Source organism: Methylobacterium sp. J-026 (genome assembly GCF_022829585.1).
In the GTDB taxonomy this organism is placed as follows: Bacteria; Pseudomonadota; Alphaproteobacteria; order Rhizobiales; family Beijerinckiaceae; genus Methylobacterium.
On record NZ_JAKSYC010000055.1, the window covers coordinates 24,021 to 45,238 of the forward strand.

At 68.2% G+C, this 21,218-nt stretch carries 17 protein-coding genes; 2 read left to right on the forward strand and 15 right to left on the reverse strand.

Annotated elements, in window-relative coordinates; genetic code table 11:
• Positions 1 to 156: 156 nt before the first annotated feature.
• The 6 genes from MKK69_RS04175 to MKK69_RS04200 form a co-directional block, all read right to left on the reverse strand.
• Complete coding sequence (locus MKK69_RS04175) at positions 157 to 756, reverse strand: Isoquinoline 1-oxidoreductase subunit (protein WP_243966063.1); 600 nt, start codon at positions 754 to 756, stop codon at positions 157 to 159.
• 2 nt (positions 757 to 758) lie between these two features.
• Positions 759 to 2,930 carry a xanthine dehydrogenase family protein molybdopterin-binding subunit gene (locus MKK69_RS04180; protein WP_243966065.1) on the reverse strand — a complete coding sequence of 724 codons (2,172 nt, stop codon included), beginning with the start codon at positions 2,928 to 2,930 and terminating at the stop codon, positions 759 to 761.
• Positions 2,931 to 3,025: 95 nt separating this feature from the next.
• A complete protein-coding gene (locus tag MKK69_RS04185; protein WP_243966067.1) occupies positions 3,026 to 3,508 on the reverse strand; it encodes a (2Fe-2S)-binding protein in 483 nt (160 codons plus the stop codon).
• A gap of 177 nt (positions 3,509 to 3,685) precedes the next feature.
• A complete protein-coding gene (locus MKK69_RS04190) occupies positions 3,686 to 4,582 on the reverse strand; it encodes an AraC family transcriptional regulator (RefSeq protein ID WP_243966069.1) in 897 nt (298 codons plus the stop codon).
• Between the two features lie 235 nt (positions 4,583 to 4,817).
• A complete protein-coding gene (locus MKK69_RS04195; RefSeq protein WP_243966071.1) occupies positions 4,818 to 5,144 on the reverse strand; it encodes a TetR/AcrR family transcriptional regulator in 327 nt (108 codons plus the stop codon).
• 518 nt (positions 5,145 to 5,662) lie between these two features.
• Positions 5,663 to 6,796: a cupin domain-containing protein gene (locus tag MKK69_RS04200; RefSeq protein WP_243966080.1), complete on the reverse strand. Its 1,134-nt coding sequence runs from the start codon at positions 6,794 to 6,796 to the stop codon at positions 5,663 to 5,665.
• Positions 6,797 to 7,390: 594 nt separating this feature from the next.
• On the opposite strand from MKK69_RS04200, the gene MKK69_RS04205 reads away from it, so the two are divergent.
• Together MKK69_RS04205 and MKK69_RS04210 are read left to right on the forward strand one after the other, a co-directional pair.
• Entirely contained in the window at positions 7,391 to 8,104 is a 714-nt protein-coding gene (locus tag MKK69_RS04205) for a hypothetical protein (protein ID WP_279598181.1), read from the forward strand.
• A 415-nt stretch (positions 8,105 to 8,519) separates the two neighbouring features.
• On the forward strand, positions 8,520 to 9,929 hold the full coding sequence (locus tag MKK69_RS04210) for a carbohydrate porin (protein ID WP_243966084.1): 1,410 nt from the start codon (positions 8,520 to 8,522) through the stop codon (positions 9,927 to 9,929).
• A 479-nt stretch (positions 9,930 to 10,408) separates the two neighbouring features.
• Here the strand turns inward: MKK69_RS04210 and MKK69_RS04215 are convergent, their stop codons facing one another.
• From MKK69_RS04215 to MKK69_RS04255, 9 genes are all read right to left on the reverse strand, one after another.
• Positions 10,409 to 11,713: an MFS transporter gene (locus MKK69_RS04215; protein ID WP_243966093.1), complete on the reverse strand. Its 1,305-nt coding sequence runs from the start codon at positions 11,711 to 11,713 to the stop codon at positions 10,409 to 10,411.
• A gap of 68 nt (positions 11,714 to 11,781) precedes the next feature.
• The gene (locus MKK69_RS04220; RefSeq protein ID WP_243966095.1) at positions 11,782 to 12,954 is read right to left on the reverse strand and encodes a CaiB/BaiF CoA transferase family protein; all 1,173 of its coding nucleotides are present in this window, start codon (positions 12,952 to 12,954) and stop codon (positions 11,782 to 11,784) included.
• Positions 12,955 to 12,997: 43 nt separating this feature from the next.
• Complete coding sequence (locus tag MKK69_RS04225; protein WP_243966097.1) at positions 12,998 to 13,786, reverse strand: enoyl-CoA hydratase; 789 nt, start codon at positions 13,784 to 13,786, stop codon at positions 12,998 to 13,000.
• A gap of 49 nt (positions 13,787 to 13,835) precedes the next feature.
• Positions 13,836 to 15,176, reverse strand: coding sequence for an MFS transporter (locus MKK69_RS04230; protein ID WP_243966099.1), 1,341 nt, complete (start codon positions 15,174 to 15,176; stop codon positions 13,836 to 13,838).
• Between the two features lie 14 nt (positions 15,177 to 15,190).
• A complete protein-coding gene (locus MKK69_RS04235) occupies positions 15,191 to 16,534 on the reverse strand; it encodes an MFS transporter (RefSeq protein WP_243966102.1) in 1,344 nt (447 codons plus the stop codon).
• Between the two features lie 70 nt (positions 16,535 to 16,604).
• Positions 16,605 to 17,987: an MmgE/PrpD family protein gene (locus MKK69_RS04240; RefSeq protein ID WP_243966130.1), complete on the reverse strand. Its 1,383-nt coding sequence runs from the start codon at positions 17,985 to 17,987 to the stop codon at positions 16,605 to 16,607.
• An 11-nt stretch (positions 17,988 to 17,998) separates the two neighbouring features.
• On the reverse strand, positions 17,999 to 18,802 hold the full coding sequence (locus tag MKK69_RS04245) for a class II aldolase/adducin family protein (protein WP_243966104.1): 804 nt from the start codon (positions 18,800 to 18,802) through the stop codon (positions 17,999 to 18,001).
• A gap of 92 nt (positions 18,803 to 18,894) precedes the next feature.
• Complete coding sequence (locus MKK69_RS04250; protein WP_243966113.1) at positions 18,895 to 19,680, reverse strand: IclR family transcriptional regulator; 786 nt, start codon at positions 19,678 to 19,680, stop codon at positions 18,895 to 18,897.
• A gap of 128 nt (positions 19,681 to 19,808) precedes the next feature.
• Positions 19,809 to 20,702, reverse strand: coding sequence for an amidohydrolase family protein (locus MKK69_RS04255; protein WP_243966121.1), 894 nt, complete (start codon positions 20,700 to 20,702; stop codon positions 19,809 to 19,811).
• Positions 20,703 to 21,218 lie beyond the last annotated feature (516 nt).

Sequence of the window (21,218 nt, forward strand, 5' to 3'; positions counted from 1 at the left end):
TTCCAGGCGCTATGACCGGTCATGGTCCCGCGCGAGATCTTCGCGTCGGCATGAGCTAAGCTGGAGGCCGGCTGGCCGTTCCCTCCCCGGCAGCCAATCGACCGACGCGTCCGACCGGCAATGTTCGCTGTCATGGAGGCGTCCCGTATCGGGTTGCTACTTCGGGCAGGCAGCACCGGTCTCGATCCACGCCTGCGTCAGTTCGCCGAGGATCTCCTGGGTCCCGGGGGCCGGTTCTCGACCCTTGCCGGGGTGCCAGCCCCAGCCGACCAGACCGTCAGTCGCGAGATGCGTATGGATGTCCGCCAGCGAGCGGTTGCCGTTCCGGGCCGGGTCCTTGAGCTGTACGCAGATCTCGGGCACCGACAGCCCGATCCAGGCCATGCTGGCTGGTGCCAACTGCCATGGATCATGGCCCGGTATGTCCCGGTCGTGGCCGACGACCGCCACGTTCTCAGACCCGTGGCACGAATTGCAATGCAGGCCGGCGGGGCCGAAGCTGGCCTCGTCGCCGCGAACCATCGGGGGATGATGAAGGCGCCGCTCGTCTCCCTGCCTGGGGATGTTATCGGCGGGATGGCAGTTCATGCAGCGCGGGTGCGTGATGACCTTCGCCATCTCCTCAAACAGGGCGACGGACCGTTCGGTCCTGTCTGGGATCACGTCGAAGGTCTCCGAGCGGCGCAGCTCGGCGCCGGCCGCGAGGGCCACGGTGGCGGACAGGGCCGCGGCCGCCGTCAGGATCACGACGCGCATGGTCAGGCTCCCATCGCGGCGCGGACCGCCTCTGGGCGGATGGGAAGGTCGCGGACGCGAGCCCCGACGGCGGCGAAGATCGCGTTCCCGATGGCAGGCGCAATGGAGATGACCCCGGGCTCGCCCAGGCCAACCGGCATGTGGTCGTTGCGCAGAAACTCGATGTCGAGCTCGGGCACGTCGGTCATGCGCAAAGGCGTGTAGGTGTCGAGGTTGAGGTCCCGGGGCAGGCCGTTCTCGTACTCCGTGCCCTCGAACAGGGCGAGCGACAGGCCCCAGAGCATGCTCCCCTCGACCTGGGCCAACGCACCGTCCGGATGGGCCAGCGTGCCGGCATCGACGACGGACGTCAGCTTCTCGACCGTGACCGCACCGCTCGAGACGTCGACGAAGACCTGCGCCACCGTGGCGATCCAGGTCGGCATCTCGCGCTCCTGTCCGGTACCGAGTGCGAGACCCATCCCTCTGCCCGGCGGCAGCGCTTCCCGGCCGGACCACTCGGCCTTCTCCATGACGCGCTGCAGAACCGCCCGGAGGCGGTTGGCCCCGCCAACAGCGTGCGGGGCAACGCCTCCGTTGCGGCCCGTCCCACCGAGGAGGGCAAGGCGGTACTCGGCGGGATCGCGACCGAGCTTATGGGCGAGCTCATCGATATGCGTCTCGACCGCCCATGTCGTGTACCCGGATGAGACCGACCGGAGGTAGCCGGGAAGTAGCGTCGCATGGACGAGGGCGTTGCGAATGGCCCGGATCCGCTGGCTCTCCGTATCGTACCAGTGGTCGGCACTGTTGATGGCGAACAGGTCGATCTTCCCCTGGCCGTCCAGGCTCGGCGCCAGAAGCTCCGGGGAGATCGAGTCGGTCGGCCATCCCGACGCGCAAGCGTGGTCGTAGGCGAGAAGCGCGCCCGTCTCGTTGGTCACCGAGCGCACCCTCTGCACGGTCGGCGAGCGCGGCTGGTCGAACTTGGTGTCATCCGATCGCGCGAAGATCAGCTTGACGGGTCGGCTCATCATCTGCGCGGTGAGCGCAGCCGGGACGATGTACTCGCAGTACAGGCGCCGGCCGAAGCCGCCCCCGAGGTAGGAGGTCTCGAACACGAGGTTGGCCTGATCGATCCCCAGCGCCTTGGCCACGAGCGGCAGCGTGACCGACTGCCACTGGTTGCCGGCGTGCACGCGCCAGGTATTCCCGTCCTGCCAGGCCAGGGCGTTGAGCGGTTCGAGAGGCATGTGCAGGGCTGAGTGCGTACGGTATGTGCCCTCGTGGACCTCGCCGGCACCGGCGCCGGCGATCCGTGTGAGGGGGTCACCCTCCTGGTAGAAGACACCGCCCGCATTCGGCTCTTCGACGAGGCGTGCACCTTCCGCGAGCATCTGCGCGTCGCTCGCCGCGCCGCCATCGGATTTGTACCTGACCTCGATGAGATCGGCTGCCTTGGCCGCGATGGGCCAGCTCTCCGCGACGGCGATGAGCCAGCCCTGGCAAGTCTTCGTCGGATCGACGATCTCGACGGTTCGGAGATAGCCCGGAAGCTTGCGGGCGGCCGTGTCGTCCCAGCTCAGGATGCTGTTGCCGTAGCGGGTCGGTGGCAGGACGGGCCGCGCGAACACCATGCCGTCGACCTTTCGATCGATGCCATAGACGGCGGTGCCGTTCACCTTCGACGGCACATCGCGTGCGACGGTGTCTCGGTTGAGGAACCGGCGCTCCGATGCCGGCTTCAAGGTTATCGCCTTGAGGTCCTCCTCCGTGAACTGGCGGGTGACCCTGCCGGAGGAGACGATGGTGGCGTAGCTGACCGCACGCGTGCCGTGCCGGACCTCGCTGTCGCGGGCGACGCACTCGTTCAGGGGTGCCCCGAGCATCCTCGCGCCGGCCTCCAGCAGCGCGATGCGGCCGGCGGCTCCGGCCCGGCTCAGCTGGTCGAAGCTCTTGTGCACGGACCAGGAGCCGCCCGTGATCATGACGCCCCAGCGCGGATCCGTGTCGACGTGGACGACTTCGACATGGTCCCAGTTCGCCTCAAGCTCCTCGGCGACGACGCGCGCGAGGGCGGTGCCGATGTGCTGGCCCATCTCCGCCCGGGTGACGTGAACCAGGATGCGCCCGTCACCGACGATCTCGTACCAGATCGTAGGATCGTAGCCCCCGGACGAGACACCGCCGAACAAGGGGCCGGCTTGCGCGCCCGCCGGGAGGAAGCCTGTCGCGACGGCTGCGCTTCCCAAGGATGCGAGGAACCATCGTCGGGTGACGTCGACCCCTATCATTTCCGCCCCCCGTTCTGGGCCCGGACGGCCAGCTTGATCGCCTTCTTGATGCGTATGTACGCCATGCAGCGGCACAGGTTGGCGGCCATGCCGTTCCTGATGTCGTCGTCGGACGGATCGGGATTGTCACCCAGAAGTGCCGCGGCCTGCATCAGCTGGCCCGATTGGCAATACCCGCATTGCGGGGCCTGAGCCTCGATCCAGGCGGCCTGGAGGGGGTGGAGTTCACGCCCATCGCCCACAGTGGCGGCAAGGCCTTCAATTGTCGTGACAGCCGAGCCGGCGACGCTCGCCACCGGGGTGACGCAGGAACGCCGCGCCTGGCCGTCGACGTGGACGGTGCAGGCCCCGCACTGCGCCACGCCGCACCCGAACTTGGTGCCCGTCAGGTTCAGCCAGTCCCGCAGGATCCAGAGCAGGGGCGTGTCGCCGGGCGCATCGACCTGGACGTCGACGTTGTTGACCGAGAACGAGATCACCGGGGACCTCCCACCGCGGCTCAAGGGCTTGCCGGAGACCCGCGGCAGAGCATCCTGAACCGTTCGCGGATCACTATAACCAACGCCACGCTTCAGTTTTGCCTGTTCCTGCCAAATTAAAGCCGGATCCTGCCAAAATCAATCGGCATGCGGGCGGGTAGAAGTAACCGCGGCGCGTCAGGATTGCCGCCGCGCTTTGACATCCGTCGGGGTTACGTGAAAATGACGTTTGAATTCGCGGCTGAATTGCGAGCCACTCTCGTAGCCGACCTGTCGCGCGACCGCACTGACATCGCGCGTCTCAGATTGAAGCAAGCTCATCGCCATGCTCAGTCGGACGATTTTGATGTATTGCAGCGGGGTTTTGCGGGTCGCCGCCTTGAACGCGCGATGGAAACTCCTGACGCTCATGCCTGCGACGGTCGCAAGCTCATCCACCGCGAGCGTTCTGGCGGGACCCCGATGGATCCGCGAGATTGCGCGGGCGATGCGTGCGTGCTGACTTGCCGGCCTCGTCAGGGCCAAGAGGGCGGCCCCATGCGTACCCTTCAGCGCATGGTACACGATCTCGTCGGCGGTCGAGGCGCCGAGCGCCAGCGTGTCGCTCGGTGAGCGAAGCATGCGAACGAGACGTCGGACGGCGTCCGATAGCGCCGTGTCGACCGGTGCCGGTTGCAGGCCCGGCGGCAGAAATGTCGGCTCCTCCGTCGCCGGCGGGGACACCGCGCCTGGTATGTCCGCGAACCGGTTGAGAGCCGGGAGGTCGATGTCGATGGACATCCCGAGCAAGGGGTCACGCTCGGTGGCATCGCTGGCGCACTCGAACGGGACCGGCATGCTGACCACGAGGTAGTTGTCCTGGTCGTAGTTGATCCGCGCGCCGTCGAGATGCGCCGTCTTCCGGCCGCTGATCATGATGACGATGCTTTGGTTCGGGAGCGTGGGCGTCCTCTCGGTTTTCTCCGTCGACCAAAACAGCTTCACACGCGGCACCAGCGTCTGCACGGTCCCGGAGCGCGCCGGAAAATCGTAGACCCGTTGCAATCCTCTGAAGGTCTCTAAGGCGTCAGACATGGGAGTGCCTCTCTGCGTTGATGGGGCTGCCCGCGTGAGTCCCAGGACTCGGATCCGGCCGGACCTTCGTCGGCGCGTGCCGTGGGTCTGATGCGAGAGAGCCTCTTGGCAGCGGGGCGCTGCGACGGTTTCGGTGCCCCGCTCGATGCAGCCGTTCAGTGGTCGGTTCTAGAAGGGCGTTCGATGGCTGCGCCGAGGGACAGCCGCGTCTCCGATGGCACTACGCCTCCGGCCCTCACCGGTTCGCAAGCCGTTCGAGCAGACGCTCGGCCGCCGGTCCGGAGGAGGCCGGGTTTTGGCTGGTCATCAGCAAGCCGTTAGCGAGCTTTACCGGTAGGCACTTGCGTTGATAGTCGATACCGCCTTGTGTTGATTGCCACTTGCGCCAGTAATTCATCAATCGTTCTGCGTATTTCAAGGCAGGTTCAGCGAGGTGGTCGGCCAGAATCGCCTCGCCGAGCGCCTCCCTCGAACCGAAATAGTGGTCGAACGCCCCCTTCGGGACCTGAGCCGCGATTAGAGTCTCGTTGATCCCGACGCCCGAGAATCCCTTTGCACCCACGATGCGGTGTCCAGGATGCCCTGCCGGACGGCGATGTTGTCACTCTCGCGTGCCATGAGAGGCATATAGCCCAAATTAGACCGGTCGTCTAGAACGGTTGGTAATTTTTTTGGAAGCGGTCGTGAGCCCGCTCGATGACCGATACACCCACGATCGCAGCCAAGCGAGGCTGCGTTCGATGAGGCGGCTCTTGCGCGCGCGATGACGTGATGGTTCGGACGATGAACCAGGCCAAATAAACCGCAGCGACGCTGTCTGCCCTCGGACGATCCCTGCACCGAGGCGGGCGGACGACGAACCATCTGATTCAGCGGTACGACTCCGCCTCATCGAGCTTCTGCGATGGATCGGAACCGCAATGGCTGTTCAAGGTGGATTTCTGCCGGTCTGCTTTCGGGCGGCTAAGCGGTATAATCAGAGGTCTTATACCATGAGGCAGTACAGCAGGTTGTCTTAGTTCATGGAGGGTGAGGCCCTACAGAAGAACCTCACCCTTCTAGTCGATAATAGAATTTCGATTAGCCTTGCTTTAGCTTCGTGATCGTCTCGGCCGGTACGCCGACGAAGTTGTTGGACACGAGATAGTTCGGGCTGGCCTTGATCCAAGCATCGAGGTCGATCTCCTCGAACTTGCCATTGTCCCAGGTCTGGATGATCTCCAGATCCTCGTCACCGACATTCTTGATCGCGTGGCCGAATCCCATCGGGATGTAGGCCACATCGCCCGGATTGAACTCTGCGACCTTGCCGCGACCGCCCGAGCCGAATAGCGCCACTTGGCCCTTACCCTTTAGGTAGAAATGCCACTCGTTGGCATTCACGTTCCAGTGGAACTTGCGCATCTGGCCGGGCCGGATCGTCATGACGCCGCCCGACATCGACTTGGAAACCGGCCACTCGTCGACGGTCGCAAGACGGAAGGTCCCCCCGTCGAACTCGCGCACGGCGCGTGGGTCCTTCAGGAGCCGGAACTTGTGGGTGGATTCCTTCGGCCAGGGTGCATCGAGCGCCTGGGAGAGCGGAATGACCGGTCCGGCTTGGATGTAGGCCTCGCCCTTCGGGAAGGCGTTGAGCGCTTCCTTCGGAAGTCCAAAATTCTCCGCCAGCATGTCCTTCGGGGACACGTCGACCCAGTCGGTGATCGAGAAGGTGCCGTGCTCCGAGAAGGCGCCGTTGTCGAACGACAGGATGAAGTGGCAGGGCTTGTCGCCGATCGTCTGGATCGAGTGGCCGTGGCCCTTCGGGAAGAACCAGAGGTCGCCTGGCTCGTAATTGTTGATCTCGCTCGCCCCCGACGGATCGAGCACAACCGTCTGGCAGCGGCCGTCAATCACGTAGGCCCACTCGGCGGCGATGGCGTGCCAGTGCAGCTCGCGCGAAGCGCCGGGATCAAGGAACATATGGACGCCCGCGATCCCCTTGCTGATGGGGAACTGGTGAACGGTCGCTTCCTTGGCCCAGCCGCCCGACGTGATTTTCGGGACGTTGCCGTCGAGGGAGAAATGGAAATCGGGCATGGCGCCGACATCCTTAGGGTCGTGGTAGGCGACCTGCGCGCCCGGGGGGAGCTGCTGAACGTCACGGCCGAAGCCGCCCGCGCCCGGCGCGCCGTGATCCGTGGTCACTGCAGCAGCCTGCTGCGTCAGCGCCACTAGGCCACCGGCTCCAAGGGCGGCGGTTCCTAGGAATGCGCGTCGGTTAGCGTCCATCTTTTGTGTTCCCAAATTTCGCTGCAGCGAGCCCGACAGAGCTGGGTCCCTGCTGCGTTGCCGTACGTGAAATTTTGTATGCCAAAAACTCACGTAGTCGTGATGGATGATTACGGAGGATCGAACGTACGGGCGTGCCGTATGGCTGCTTTTGAGAAATGTCCGGCATGGTGCGAGCGGCTGGTATGGGTCGGCAGCCGAATGATCGCTCAGCGCCCATCCCGGTCATTCAGTGGGCTGAAACTGCATCTTGTGAGCGGACGCACCTGGCGCGATAGGCCATTCGCGCGCTTAGCCACCCACAACCGCGCCAATCGCTTCGCGACGTTCGGTTTCAGGCCGCTTCCTGACCACTTCCGCTCACCTAAGGACCACCTGGCCTATCGCATGATGCGCCGAGGCGAATTCAACGCGACGGCATCTGATTCAGGCCCACCCCACTCCGCCCGGGTCAGCGCGGCAGCAGCCTCTTCTTCAACACAAATTCAGCGGATCCAGCCAAGACAGCCCTTAACGGCGTAGCATCGGGGATTGTTCATGGGGCCTCCCCCGAGTCCGGATCGCGTGCGGACGAGCAGACTCGATTTCTGGCTCGCCCGGGGCGCCGTCGCCTGCATCGCCGGGTTGCAATTGCTCGTCGTCAACGATCTGTCGCTAGGGCCGCGGTGGCTTGCCCCCGCCCTCGAAGTTGCGCTGCTCGTGCCGCTCACAACGATCACAGCCTGGAACCAGGGCCGTGCGCGGCGTGCCACAACGGACGCGCATTGGGCCGAGATCCACCATTTTCATCGCCGGATCCGACGGCTTGCGGTGGTGCTGACCGCGCTGGTCACCGTGGCCAACACGGCCGCCCTCGCAGCCCTGGTACGCGCCCTCCTGAACGGCAAGGCGGCTGGCGGTTCTACCTTGCTTGTCGATGCCCTCAACATTTGGGGCACCAACGTCATCATCTTCGCCCTGTGGTTCTGGACCACAGACCGCGGCGGCGCGGCGTTGCGCGGCCATCCCAGGGCGCAAGATCCAGACTTCTTGTTCCCGCAGATGACGATGGCGCAAGACGATGCACGGGCGCGGTTCGTACCGGGCTTCGTGGACTACCTATTTGTAGCCTTCACCAACGCCACCGCCTTCTCGCCCACCGACACGCTGCCGCTGACGGCGCGCGCCAAGCTCCTGATGATGACGGAGGCGCTGATCTCGCTGTTGACCGTGGCGCTCGTGGCCGCCCGGGCCGTCAACATCCTCGCATAAGTCCGGGCAAGGCACCGGAGAACGGAAGAGTGCGTCCCGTATGCCCGCATGTACCATCACATGTACTACGAGCAGCCGGACCCGGATGCGTGTCTCATGACGGGATCGGTCGCTCCATCTTTCACACCGATGCGGTCGCTGGACGGTATCGGCCGGACACGCGCCAGTGCCGCTTCTTCCGTCGAACGCGTGTCACTATGGTAGCAGTCGATGCACGCACCACGAGTTCTGGCGAGCCTCATGCCTGTGCGACTGACCTTTGGGGGCGGAACGTTTGCCGCGCGCCGCTGACGGACCGTACGCGGCGATGGTCGCATCCGCCCGGTCACGAACCGCAGGTCATCGCCCCTGGGCGGCGCATGCGATCCGCGCCGCATGCGCGGTCGACCTCGCACTTCGCTGCCTGACGCCGGCGATGTGCGCCGCGCAAAACGCGAACACGGGTGCGGGCGGCGATCCGCGCACGTCTGTGGCCCAGCCGGAGGTCTCGGGCAAACCGTCCGCCGTTGCAACCACCTCCATCCAGGCGACGCTGGGCGACGCGGCGGACCCGACCGGCCTTCGCCGTTTCCTGGCAGACCGCGGGATCGTCCTCAGCTTCAACGCCATCGCCGACATCCTCGGGGACACGAACGGCGGCACGCGGCGGACCGCGACGGTCGTCGGCCGCATCGACATGCAGCTCGACGTGGATCTCGACCGGCTGGCGGGGTGGAAGGGCCTGGCGTTCCGGGCCGAGGCCTATCAGATCAACGGAGCGGGACTGACCCGGGCGGCGGTGAACGACCTCGCCGTGGTGAGTGAGTTGGAGGCGCTTCCCTCGACCCGCCTGTACGAGTTGTGGGTCGAGCAACAGGTCTTCGACAGCCGATTGTCGGTCAAGATCGGGCAGATCGCGGCCGACACTGAGTTCCTCGTCAGCCAGACTGCGACCTTGTTCATCAACTCGACCTTCGGCTGGCCGACCATCGCGGGCACGAACCTGCCGAGCGGCGGACCCGCCTACCCGTTCGGCGCGCCGGCCGTTCGGGCGAAATATCTCCCGACCCCCAACCTCTCCTTCCAGGTCGGATTGTTCGACGGTGACCCGGCTGGGCCGGCGCAGGCGTGGAAAGACCCGGACCCGCAACGACGCGATCGGACAGGGACGAACTTCCGGCTGTCGGACCCGCCGTTCCTGATCGCGGAGGCCGCCTACGCCTACAATTTCGAGGCGCGGGACCGGTCCGGCCAGATCCTGGACGAGCCCGGGACGGTCACGGTCGGGGGCTGGCACCATTTCGGCCGGTTCGATTCGCTGCGGATCGACAGCACGGGGCGCTCCCTCGCGGATCCGTCGACGACCGGCATCGCGCGACGCTTCAGGGGCAACGACGGCCTCTACGCGATCATCGACCAGACCATCTTTCGCGAGCCGGGCAAGGATGACGAGGGCGCGAGCGCGTTCGTGCGCGCCGTGGGCTCCCCCGGGGACCGGAACCTGGTCGATCTCTACGTCGATGCGGGCATCGGCTACCGCGGCCTCCTTCCGACCCGTTCGAACGACACAGCCGGCGTGGCCGTGTCCTACGCGCGCATCTCCCCGTCGGCGCGGGGCTTCGACGGCGACACCATCCTGGCGACCGGCACCGCGATGCCGCGGCGCCGGTTCGAGGCCCTCGTCGAAGCGACATACCAAGCGGTCCTGGGGCCGGGCGTAACCGTGCAGCCGAACCTGCAGTATGTCTTCCATCCGGGCGGCAACATCCCCGATCCGCGCGATCCCACGGGACGGCCTATCAGGAACGCCACGGTTGTGGGTGTCCGGGCGACATTAACCTATTGAGGGGCGTCGAAGGCCGGGCGGAACCGGCCGCATTGCGCATGGCGGTGTTCCGAGGGGCGGTCGAGGGCTTCACGGTCGTAAACGGACGGCACTCCAGCACGGAGACCGCGCCTTAACCGACCGCCTCCAGCGCCACGCGATATCTACCCCGGTGGAATCGGCCCGCCCGATGCGGTCCCGGCGACCCGGATCGATAGGATGACGCATGATAGACGGCGGCTCGTTCACGAGGCCACGGCGGCGACGTGGCGGCCAAACTGCGCTGTAAGCTGCGTCGGCTCGATGCCCGAGACCGGCCGTTCCGCTCTGCGCCCATTCCAGCCAGTCCCTGGCAGACGGTTTGGCTCCAAAGCGGACGCTGCCGCTCTGGGCACGATCCGCTCCTGTTGGGTTGCGCGTCGCGAACGGCGGCGTCCTTGTCTGGTTGCAGGGTACGATCAGCGCGCAGAAACGTTTGACCAAGCGACAGTATTTCGCTCTCAGGCCGGGAGTTCCTTGCCGGCGGTCTCAGGGGCGAGCCAGATTGTCGGCAAGCCGATCAGGTAGATCAGCGAGATGATCGATAGGGCCTCCGGGTACGATCCCGTCACGACCACGAGGGTGCCGACAATCGTCGGCCCGAGCGCGCCGAGGAGCCGTCCGAAGCTGAAGGCGAATCCGGACCCGAACGCCCGGCGGCTCGTCGGGAAGAGTTCAGGCAGCCAAATCGTGTAGAGCGAGAACACCGCGTTGGTGAAGAATCCGACGAGCGGCAGCAATGCGATGAACAGCGTCACGCTGTCGAGCCAGATGGCGGCGCCGAGATAAGCCACGAGGTTGATGGCGAACGCGCCGAGGAAGAAGGCGGTGGCCGTCCGGCGCCGGCTGCCGAACCAGGTCGCGATGAACGGCATCGCGAGGCAGCCGACGAGCGTGCCGATATTGGTGACGATGCCGCTGATCGCCGCCACCTTCTGCGCCGCGGCCGACGTCGATCCGGCTGCGACGAGCTTGCTGATCACCAAGGTTGGCGCCCAGTAGGTCGAGGACCACAGGCCCAGGATGATGCAGGACATCATGAGTCCGGCCGCCCAGGTCGTGCGGGCCTGCGGCCCCACGAACATCTCGGCGATGCTGGGCTGGGGGAGCCCGGATCCTGTTTGTGCGCGGCGCGCCCGGTCGGGCTCCGACACGGTCGCTCGGATGGCCAACACCAGGAGGGCGGGGAGAACGCCGAGCATGAACATGCCGCGCCAGCCGATCACCGGCGCAAGCAACGACGCCGCGGCGCCGAGCAACAGACCGGTCGGGGTCGCGGTGTGGAGCCAGCCCGCGAGCCGCACGCGCTGATGCTCGCTCACCGATTCGTGGAGCAACGGCGTGCCCGCCGCCCACTCGCCGCCGACGCCGAAACCCGCCAGGAACCGGAACACCGCGAAGGACGCGAGCCCGCCCGCGAGGCCGCAGAGCCCGGTGAAGATCGAGTAGACGAGGATCGTCAGGCACATCACCTTCACGCGCCCGATCCGGTCGGCGAGCCAGCCCCAGAACATCGAGCAGGCCCAGCCCAGCATGAAGATCGAGAAGAAGTAGCCGCCGTAGAGCGCGATCGTGCCGCGGGCGGGCTGGATGCCCCCGGCCGCGAGGAGCTCCGAAACCGCGGGGACCAGCACGAAGATGTAGATGGCCGAGTCGAAGCCATCGAGCATCCAGCCCGCCCAGGTGATCCAGAAGATCCGGGTGCTGGACGTCACCCCTCCGGCTGCGGCGCGGTCCGGAACCGCGGCGAGGCTCACGCGGTCCATGGGCGTCTCCGATCCGACATGGTGTCCCCCTCCTGACCGCCCGGTCTCGAGGCCGGGCTCGCGATCCTTCAGATCACCCGCTCCTCCCGCAGCTCCGCCACGGCGCCCGCGTCGAAGCCGAGATCACCGAGGATCGCGTCGGTCTGCGCACCGAGATCGGGGGCAGGCGTGCGTACCTGCCCGTGCGAGCGGGACATCCGGATCGGCTGCGCGACTAGGCCCAGCCGTCCGAGGCGCGGGTGCTCCACCGTCTCGGCCATGTTGAGGTGCCGGACCTGCGGATCGGCGAAGACCTGATCCATCGTATAGACCGGCCCGCAGGCGACCTCGGCCGCGTTGAGGGCCTCGACCCAGTGGACGGCTGTTCGCGTGCGCGTCACCGCGGCGATCGCCGCCGCGAGGACGTGGCGGTTCCGGCTGCGCGACGGATGGTCGGCGAAGCGCGCGTCCTCGGCCCATTCGGGATGGCCGAGCACGCCGCACAGGCGCCGCCACATGGCCTCGCCGATCGGCGCGATGTTCACGTGCCCGTCGGCGGCCGGGAAGGCGCCCATGGGGCTGGCCGTCGGGTGGTGGTTGCCGATCTGGGGCGGGACCTCATGGTCCATGGTCCAACGCGCCGCCTGGAAGTCGAGCAGCGCGATCTGCGCCTGCAGGAGTGAGGTCTGGACCCATTGCCCCTGGCCCGACTGCTCCCGCTCCAGGAGCGCCGTCAGGATCCCGAGGGCGCAGTACAGGCCGGCGCTCGAATCGGCCACCGCGATGCCGGCCCGCACCGGCCCCCCGCCGGCCTCCCCGGTGATCGACATCAGGCCGCCCATCCCTTGCGCGATCTGATCGAGGCCGGGGCGCATGCGGTAGGGGCCGTCCTGCCCGTAGCCGGAGATGCTGGCGTAGACGAGCCGGGGGTTCTCCGCCGCCAGCGCCGCGTAGCCGATGCCGAGACGGTCCTTCACGTCCGGCCGGAAATTCTCGACGAGCACGTCGGCCGAGTGCGCGAGCCGCTTCAGCACCGCGACACCCTCGGGCTGCTTGAGGTCGAGGGTGAGGCTGCGCTTGTTGCGGTGCAGGTTCTGGAAGTCGGACCCGTCGCGGTTGCCGCCGATCCGGTCGCCCCCGGGCGGCTCGATCTTGATGACGTCGGCGCCCCAATCGGCGAGCTGGCGCACCGCCGTCGGGCCCGAGCGCACGCGGGTGAGATCCAGCACCGTGAAGCGGCTCAGCGCGGTGGCAGAGGGCATGGGCGTCTCCCGGTTTCGCGTGGCGTGGCAGGTCGGGGGCCGCTCAGCGGCCCTTGAAGTTCGGCGGCCGCTTCTCGCGGAAGGCGATCGGGCCCTCCCGGTAATCCTCGCTGGCGAAGCAGGCCTTGATCGCCCGGTCGATGGCGGCGAGGGCGTCCGGGTCGGGCTCGGTGGCGGCCGCTTCGATGGCGAGCTTCGCGGCCGCGATGGTCAGCGGCGCGTTGGCGGCGACGCGGGCGCAATAGGCGCGGACCTCCCCTTCGAGCGCGTCCTTGGCGACGACCCGGTTGATGAGCCCCATACCCAGCGCCTCGGAGGTCTCGAACTGGCGCGCCGAGTAGAAGATGTCCTTGGCCCGCGACGGGCCGACCACGTCGACCAGGCGGCGCATGCCGGCGTATCGGTAGCCGAGCCCGAGCTTGGCCGCCGGGATCGCGAACCGCGTGCCCTCGGCGGCGAAGCGCAGGTCGCAGGCCAGCGCGAGGCCGAGGCCGCCGCCGATGCAGTAGCCGCGGATCATGGCGAGGGTCGGCTTGGGACAGGTCTGGATCACCGCGGTCGCCGCGTCCGCGGCGGCGTTGTAGGCCGCCTGGGCCTCCCCCGAGCCGCGTTTCGTCTCGAACTCGGAAATGTCGGCTCCGGACACGAACGCCTTCTCGCCCGCCCCCTTCAGCGCCAGGATCCGGATATCCGGATCCTCCGAGAGGCCGGCGACCGCTTCGGGCACGCCGCTCCACATCTCGAAGGTCATGGCGTTGTGCTTGGCGGCATTGCTGAAGGTCAGCCAGCCGATCGGGCCGTCCCGCTGCACGATGAGTTGGGGGTCTGCCATGGGCTATCCTCTGTCGGCTGGGAGGGGTCGACGCCGCGCGCGCTGTCGGTCACGAGCCCCACGTGGCGGTGGGTTCGCCCTCCACGCGCTCCGAATCGAGGCTCGCCGTGCCGCCCTCCTTGAGGAAAAGCGTCGTGACGAGCGTGCAGGCGATGCAGGCACTGACGTAGTAGAAGAACAAACTCTCGTGGCCGAGATGCTTGAACCACAGGCCGACATACTCGGCGCTCCCGCCAAAGAGCGATGTCGCCAGGGTATAAGGAAGACCGACGCCGAGGACACGCACGCTCGTCGGGAAGAGTTCCGCCTTCACCACCGAGTTGACCGAGGTGTAGCCGGACACGATGACCAGGGCGATCATCAGCAGGATGAACGCCGACCACGGATCGTGCACCCCCGTCATCGCGCTCATGAGCGGCACGGTGCCGAGGGTGCCGAGCACGCCGAAGGCGAGGAGCAGGGGCTTGCGCCCGATCCGGTCCGACAGCGCACCGAGCACCGGCTGCAGCAGGGCGAAGATCAGCAGCGTCGCGCAGGAGACGAGCGTGGTCTGGTCCCGCGTCAGCCCTGCCGAGTTCGACAGGAAGCGGTGCATGTAGACGGTGTAGGTGAAGAACGCGACGGTGCCGCCGACGGTCATGCCCGCCACGAGAACCAGCGCGCGCGGATGGGCGAGGAGGCGCAGCGTCGGCCGCTCCGCCGTGCCCCGCCGCTGGAGCGCCTTGAACTGGTCCGTCTCGTCGATGTTCCGGCGCAGGGCGTAGCCGACGACCGCGCAGGCGGCGCCGATGGCGAACGGGATGCGCCAGCCCCAGGCGGCGATCTGCTCGGCGCTCAGCAGCGCACGCATCACGACCAGCAGGAAGGTCGCGAGCAGCTGGCCGGAGATCAGCGTCACGTAGTTGAAGCTGCTGAAGAAGCCGCGGCGGCGGGCATCCGCGATCTCCGTCAGGTAGACCGAGCTCGCCCCGTATTCGCCGCCCAGGGACAGACCCTGCAGCATGCGCGCGAGCAGGAGCGCCGCTGGCGCCAGGATCCCAGCCTGCGCGTAGGTCGGGCAGACCGCGATCAGCAGTGAGCCCCCGCACATCAGCGTCACGCACAGACTCAGCGCGGTACGTCGCCCGTGCCGGTCGGCGTAGATTCCGAAGATCCAGCTTCCGAGGGGCCGCAGCAGGAAGCCCAGGGCGAAGATCCCGGCCGCGTTGAGGAGCTGCACGTTCGGCGAGTCGCCGGGGAAGAATTGCGGCGCGAAGTAGAGGGAGAACGCCGTGTAGATGTGGAGGTCGAACCACTCGATCAGGTTGCCCACGGAGCCACCGAGAATCGAGGCGACGCGGCGATGGAGGGTGGGTCTCCCGGTCCCGAAGGCGGTGTCCGTGGCGAGCATCGCGGTCCCTCCCGTTATCGCGGCGCAGCGGCGGCGAGGCGCCGCTCGAAGGCGGGGGCGAGCAGGGCCTGCACGCCGCCCAGGAAGGCGACCGCGGCCAGGAACAGGAGGCCGTAGGAGAATTGGCCGGTCGCGTCCTTGATCCAGCCGACGAGGTAGGGGGGCAGGAAGCCGGACAGGTTGCCGAGCGCGGTCACCATGGCGATCGAGCCGGCCGCCGCCGGCCCCGGGAAACGCTCCGTGTAGAGTGCCAGCGAGGGGCCCTTCAGCCCGTAGATCCCGATCATCACCACGCAGATCGCCGCGAACTGCGCCAGCGGCTCGGCGAGCCAGACCGAGACGGCGAGGCCGGCAGCGACCAGGAAGGTCATGGCGGCGGTCGGCACGATCCGGTCCGCGTGCCGGTCCGACCACCAACCGCCCAAAACCATCGCCAGCGTTCCGAACGCGTAGGGGATCGCGGTCACGAAGCCGGTTTGGGCATTGGTCAGGCCCGCGGCCTTGATGATCTGCGGCAGCCACAGGCTCAGGCCGTAGCTCGCCGTCGTGACGTTGAAGAACAGCAGGGCGTAGAACAGCACCCTCGGATCGCGGATCGTCGCCCAGATGTTCGGCGCCGCGTGCGCGCGGGCGGGCTCGGCGGCCAGAGCCGTCCGCAGCCAGTCCCGCTGCTCGCGGCTGAGCCACGCGGCCTTCTCGGGATGATCTGTCAGGACGAAGAGCAGCAGCACGCCGAGGAACACCGCGGGCAGCCCTTCGAGGATGTACATCCACTGCCAGCCTGACAGGCCGAGCCACCCGTCGAGCCCGAGCAGGAGCCCGGAGATCGGCGCGCCGACGAGGCTCGAGACCGCCATGCCCACCAGCATGAGGCCGATGCAGCGGGCCCGGTACGCCTTCGGGTACCAGAGCGCGGCGAACAGGAGCAGGCCGGGGAAGAACCCGGCCTCCGCGACGCCGAGCAGGAACCGGGCGACGCAGAACGAGACGGGCCCGGTCACCAGCGCCATCCCGGCCGAGACGAAGCCCCAGGTGATCATGATGCGGGCGAGCCAGAGGCGCGCGCCGACCCGGCCCATCATCACGTTGCTCGGGTACTCGAACAGGAAGTAGCCGAGGAAAAAGATGCCCGCGCCCCAGCCGTAAGTCGTGGCGCTGAGCCCGAGGTCCTTGTTGGCCGTCAGCGCCGCGAAGCCGACATTCACCCGGTCGATGAACGAGACCATGTAGGCCACGACGAGGATCGGCATGAACCTCCGGTTGATCCGGCGGATCGTGGCACTCTCCAGGTCCATCTCCCGAGCCGGCCGCGTGCCATCGTGTGTGGCGAGGCCGACGGGGATTGCCCGCGTGTCCATGCGCTGTCCTCCCTGGAGGCCGCCGGCCGATCTTGCGGCTCTGGCGGGTGTGTTGGTGCGGCCCGGCCGCCTAGTCCGGTACCGGCGGACCGACCCCGAGCCGCGCCACCGCCTCGGCCGACGCCGTGTCGAGGGTGCGCAGGGACGCGAGCAGATCGGCCGCCGCCGCTGCGCCGACCGCGGGCGCGGCGAGTTCGCGGAACTTGTCGGCGAGCTCGTCGTCGGTGAGCGGCGCGTCCGGGTCGCCCTTGCGGGTCGGCTGCCGCTGCGTGAGGCGGCGCCCGTCCGTCAGCGCGACCGTCACGACGGCCGAGCGCCGGGCTGGGAACGCCCCCTCGCTCTCAGGGTCGACGACCATTTCCACGCGCCGCATCAACGCCTGGACCCGTGGATCGGCGAGACGCTCCGGGCTGAACGCATCCAGCCGCACGCTGCCGTGCACGAGGGCGCTCGCCACGGTGAAGGGCGTCGAGAACCGCCCCTCGAAGGGCGTCGCGACCGCGCGCCGGTCGGTGACGTCGAGGGCCGTCCGGTAGGTCCCGACCGTAATGTCCGCGATGGCGTCGAGGTCGAGATCCGGTCGCAGCACCAGGGCGGCGTCGATGGCCGCGAAGGCGTGGCCGCAGCAGCCGTGGTTCTTGAAGGTCATGGCGCAGATGTTGTAGCGGCGCCCCAGCTCATCGACGGCATGGTCCCACGCGGCGCCCCGGCTCATCGCCGCCCCGAACCCGGCCTCCCCCTCCAGCACGTCGAGGGCGCCGGTGACGCCGCGGCCGGCCGCCAGGGCGGCCAGCGCCCCGGCCTCCGCGGCGTGACCGGCATGCAGCGGCTTCGACATGGCGTCCGAGCGGAAGGCCTGCTGCAGCCCGGCCGCCATGGTGGCGGCGGTGGCCAGCGCGTGGGCGGTGCGACCGGCATCGAGGCCGAGCAGGCTGGCGGTCGCGGCGGCCGCCCCGAACGTGCCGATCGTCCCGGTCGTGTGCCAGTAGCGGTAATGCGACGGCTGCACGGCGACGCCGATGCGCGTCGAGACCTCGTAGCCGACAACGATGGCCCGCAGCAGCGCCGCACCGTCCGCGCCCAGGGTCTGCGCGGCGGCGAGCGCCGCGCCGATCACCGGACAACCCGGATGGTAGATCGCATCGCGGAAGATGTCGTCGAATTCGACGATGTGGGAGGCGGTGGCGTTGATCAGCGCCGCCGTCCGCAGGGGCGCCCGGAGCCCGGTGCCGTAGACCACCGCGCGGCCGCCACCCGCCGCACCCCCGAACTCGTCGGCGAGCGCCGCGGCCAGCAGCGTCGCGGGTGGGAGGCGCGCGCCCGGCAGGAGTGCGGCGAACCAGTCGATCAGGGCACGCTTGGCGTGGTGCAGCACGGTCTCCGGCAGCGGGTGCGCCCGCTCGGAGGCCGCGTAGGCCGCCAGCACCTCGATCACCGTGCCCGGGTGAGCCATGGTCACGGCGGTCAATCCCGGTAGGTCGGGTCGATCCGGTCGAGCTTGCGCAGGAGCGCCGGCCATTCGAGGACGCCGAACGGGCGGCGCACCTCGGGCCGGTAGAGGTGGTTGGTCTTGGCGATGACGTCGTCGGAGGGCAGGACCAGATCGGTGCTCGCCGCCATCGCCATCAGCTGCGCCTTGCAGGCCAGTTCCGCCCGGTAGATGTTGCTGAAGGCCTGCGGCACGGTCGGCCCGACCACCAGCAGGCCGTGGTTGCGCAGGATCATCAGGTCCGCGTCGCCGAGGTCGTCCACGAGGCGCTTCTGCTCGTCGAGATCGACCGCCACGCCCTCGTAATCGTGGTAGGCGACCGTCGAGAAGCGCATCGCCGTCTGGGTCATCGGCAGGAGGCCGCACTTCATGGCGGAGATCGCCATGCCGGCCGGCGTGTGCGTGTGGATGACGCAATCGACCGCGTGCCGGGCCCGGTGGACCGCGCTGTGGATCACGAAGCCGGCGCGGTTCACGCCATAGTCGAAGTCGGGCTTGTCGACGATGTTGCCGTCGAAATCGATCTTCACGAGGTTCGAGGCGGAGATCTCCTCGTAGAGCAGCCCGTAGGCATTGATCAGGAAATGCTCCGGCTCACCGGGGACGCGCACCGAAATGTGGTTCGCGATCATGTCGGTCATGTCCCAGAGGGCGACCAGCCGGTAGCAGGCCGCGAGGTTGATCCGCGCCTCCCACTCCTCCGGCGAGACCCGATCGCGCATCGAGGGCAGATCGAGATCGTAGCGCTTCCCCCGAAGCTCGGCGATGCCGCTCGTCATCCGTCTCCTCCCGTCTTCGGCGCCGGCGCAGGCCACAGGGGTCCCGAAGCACCGGCGCGTCTTGACCGGAGGGTCGCTCAACTCCGCAAAATTTACAACCGTGAATTTTTCAGATCTGCGACTGGCGGGCCGACGATGCCGCGCAGGCCCGCGAGGATGCGCGCCCGGTTGGGTTCCAGGCGCGACAGGGGGCCGGCGACTCCGAGGACCGTGGCGCGCCCGTCGGCCATCTTCGGCGCTAGCACCGCCATGGTCCCGGCGCCCTCGGTGACCTGATTGGCCGACCACGCGTAGCCGGCGGCGCGGACTGCCTGGAGGCCGTCCCAGAAGGCGTCGAGGTCGAGGGTCACGCCGCCGCGCCGGTCGAGCTGACGCACGAGGCGGGCGATCGCGTCGCGGGACTGGTGCGCCAGCAGCATCCGGCCGGCGGCTGTGGAGTGGATCGGCCGGAACGTGCCGGGATGCAGGTGGTAGCGCAGGAGGTGGCGAGCCTGGACGACGTGGATGTACTGGACGTGGAGGTCGTTCTGCATGCCGAGCACGACCGTTTCGCCGGTCGCCTCCTGCAGCGCCTCCATCAGCCGGATCAGCACCCCGTCGCGGAAGACGCAGGCCTGCACCCAGGCGCCCAGCATGGCGACCCGCATGGTCGGGCTGTAGGTGCGCCGCTCGAAATCGTACGAGAGGTAGTCGAGGGCGAGCAGGCTCTTGAGCAGGGCCAGGGTGCTGGAGGCCGGGTAGCCCAGGGCCCCCGCGATCTCGGTGAGCGATTGCGGGCATTGGACGCGGTCGAAATGCTCCAGCACCTCGACCACCCGGCGCGCCGACTTCACGGCCGCGCCCTGCGACTCGGTCGGGACGTCCGCGCGCACCGTCACGGCGCCAGCACCGCACGAACGATATTCACATCCATGAAACACATGACCCGCATCGGTCCGGCTGGCCCGCCTCTTCGTCTGACCGGTCGGTGATACCGGAAGGCGGAGGGCGCCGGTAGCGCGGAGACTCACGGGAATCCGTAGAGCGCGGCCGGGTTGTCCACCAGGATGCGATGCAGGGCGCTGTCGTCCGTCCAGCGCCGGAGCGTCCGCAGCAGATCCGCGTCGGACGGGACGCCGTGGTCGCTCGCGCCGCCGAAGTAGTTGATGTGCGGCCAGTCGCTGCCCCAGACGAGGCGCTCCGGATTGGCCGCGATGAGTGCGGCGGCGAAGGGATCGACATCGCCGTAGAGCGGACCGGCCTCGGTGAGGCGGTCGGCACCCGAGATCTTGGTCCAGGCCGTGCCGTCCGCCACCAGCCGGCAGAGCAGCGCGAAGCCCGGATCAGCGACGCCCCGCGCCGTGCTCATACGGCCCATATGATCGATCACCACCGGCATGCCGCAGGCTGTCAGGCTCGGCCAGAGCTCGGGCAGGTCCGGTGCGTGCAGCCACGCCTGGAGGTGCCATCCCCGCGCCCGCAACCGGGGCGCGAGCGTCCGCAGGGCGTCCAGCCCCATGCCGTTGCGGTAAACCTGGCGTCCGTTGCGGCGGAACAGGTTGACGCGTACGCCGCGCACGCCCGCCTCCGTCATGGCGTCGAGGTCGGCCTCGCCGACGCCTTCGGACAGGACCGCGACGCCGCGCAGCCGGTCCGGAGCCACCGCGAGCGCGTCCAGCATGGCGCGGTTGTCGTCGCCGTAGGCACTGGCGGTAACGATCACGCATCGGGCGAGGCCCATCGCGTCGAGCTGGCGCACCAGGGCGGCGCCGTCATTCTCCGGGGGCGTGTAGCTGCGGTCTTCCGCGAGGGGGGAGCGCGCGTAGGGCCCGAAGACGTGGGTGTGGCTGTCGCAGGCGTCGTCAGGGAGCGCGAAGCCCGGGGGCTCGGGCGCCTGCGGAGGTAGGCAGTCGCGGCTCATCGGCATCCTCCGGCTCGCATCCGGTGCCCGTGATGGCCTGCTGCGGATTCGATCGCAATGCACAGATATGAAATAGTTCGATGCCGGCCCCGTACCGTTCAAGGATCAGATCTCAGGGTTCGCCGAGCGGCTCGTCAATGCCAAGGAGCGCTGGTTCGACCCTCTCAGAGGGCGATGCGATCGGTCGCGCTCCGGCATCCGCCGCCTGCCTCGATCTGTGTCGACCGTCGATGCCTATGGACAGCGAGCATCCGATCTTACACACTTGTGAAAGATACGGGCGTAACCCCCCCCCCCCCCCCCCCCCCCCCCGCCCCGCCCGCCCCCCCCCCCCCCCCGATCACGCCACACACCCCACCCCGCCGCACACACCCTCCCACCATGGCCGACAGTCCCCTCGGGCCCCGGCTGCCACCACGCCGCACGCGACGCCGCCCCGCGGCCGTCACCCGCTCGCCCCCGCCCTCGCGCCGGTCGCGCGCCGCCCACGGCGCGACCCGTCGCCGTCCGCGTGGG

Excerpts from the sequence above, each read along its gene's own strand:
- MKK69_RS04230 (WP_243966099.1), bottom strand. The coding sequence starts at position 15,176 with ATGCTCGCCACGGACACCGCCTTCGGGACCGGGAGACCCACCCTCCAT.
- MKK69_RS04225 (WP_243966097.1), bottom strand. The coding sequence starts at position 13,786 with ATGGCAGACCCCCAACTCATCGTGCAGCGGGACGGCCCGATCGGCTGG.
- MKK69_RS04255 (WP_243966121.1), bottom strand. The coding sequence starts at position 20,702 with ATGAGCCGCGACTGCCTACCTCCGCAGGCGCCCGAGCCCCCGGGCTTC.
- MKK69_RS04205 (WP_279598181.1), top strand. The coding sequence starts at position 7,391 with ATGGGGCCTCCCCCGAGTCCGGATCGCGTGCGGACGAGCAGACTCGAT.
- MKK69_RS04240 (WP_243966130.1), bottom strand. The coding sequence starts at position 17,987 with ATGGCTCACCCGGGCACGGTGATCGAGGTGCTGGCGGCCTACGCGGCC.
- MKK69_RS04175 (WP_243966063.1), bottom strand. The coding sequence starts at position 756 with ATGCGCGTCGTGATCCTGACGGCGGCCGCGGCCCTGTCCGCCACCGTG.
- MKK69_RS04235 (WP_243966102.1), bottom strand. The coding sequence starts at position 16,534 with ATGGACACGCGGGCAATCCCCGTCGGCCTCGCCACACACGATGGCACG.
- MKK69_RS04220 (WP_243966095.1), bottom strand. The coding sequence starts at position 12,954 with ATGCCCTCTGCCACCGCGCTGAGCCGCTTCACGGTGCTGGATCTCACC.
- MKK69_RS04190 (WP_243966069.1), bottom strand. The coding sequence starts at position 4,582 with ATGTCTGACGCCTTAGAGACCTTCAGAGGATTGCAACGGGTCTACGAT.
- MKK69_RS04215 (WP_243966093.1), bottom strand. The coding sequence starts at position 11,713 with ATGGACCGCGTGAGCCTCGCCGCGGTTCCGGACCGCGCCGCAGCCGGA.
- MKK69_RS04210 (WP_243966084.1), top strand. The coding sequence starts at position 8,520 with ATGTGCGCCGCGCAAAACGCGAACACGGGTGCGGGCGGCGATCCGCGC.
- MKK69_RS04245 (WP_243966104.1), bottom strand. The coding sequence starts at position 18,802 with ATGACGAGCGGCATCGCCGAGCTTCGGGGGAAGCGCTACGATCTCGAT.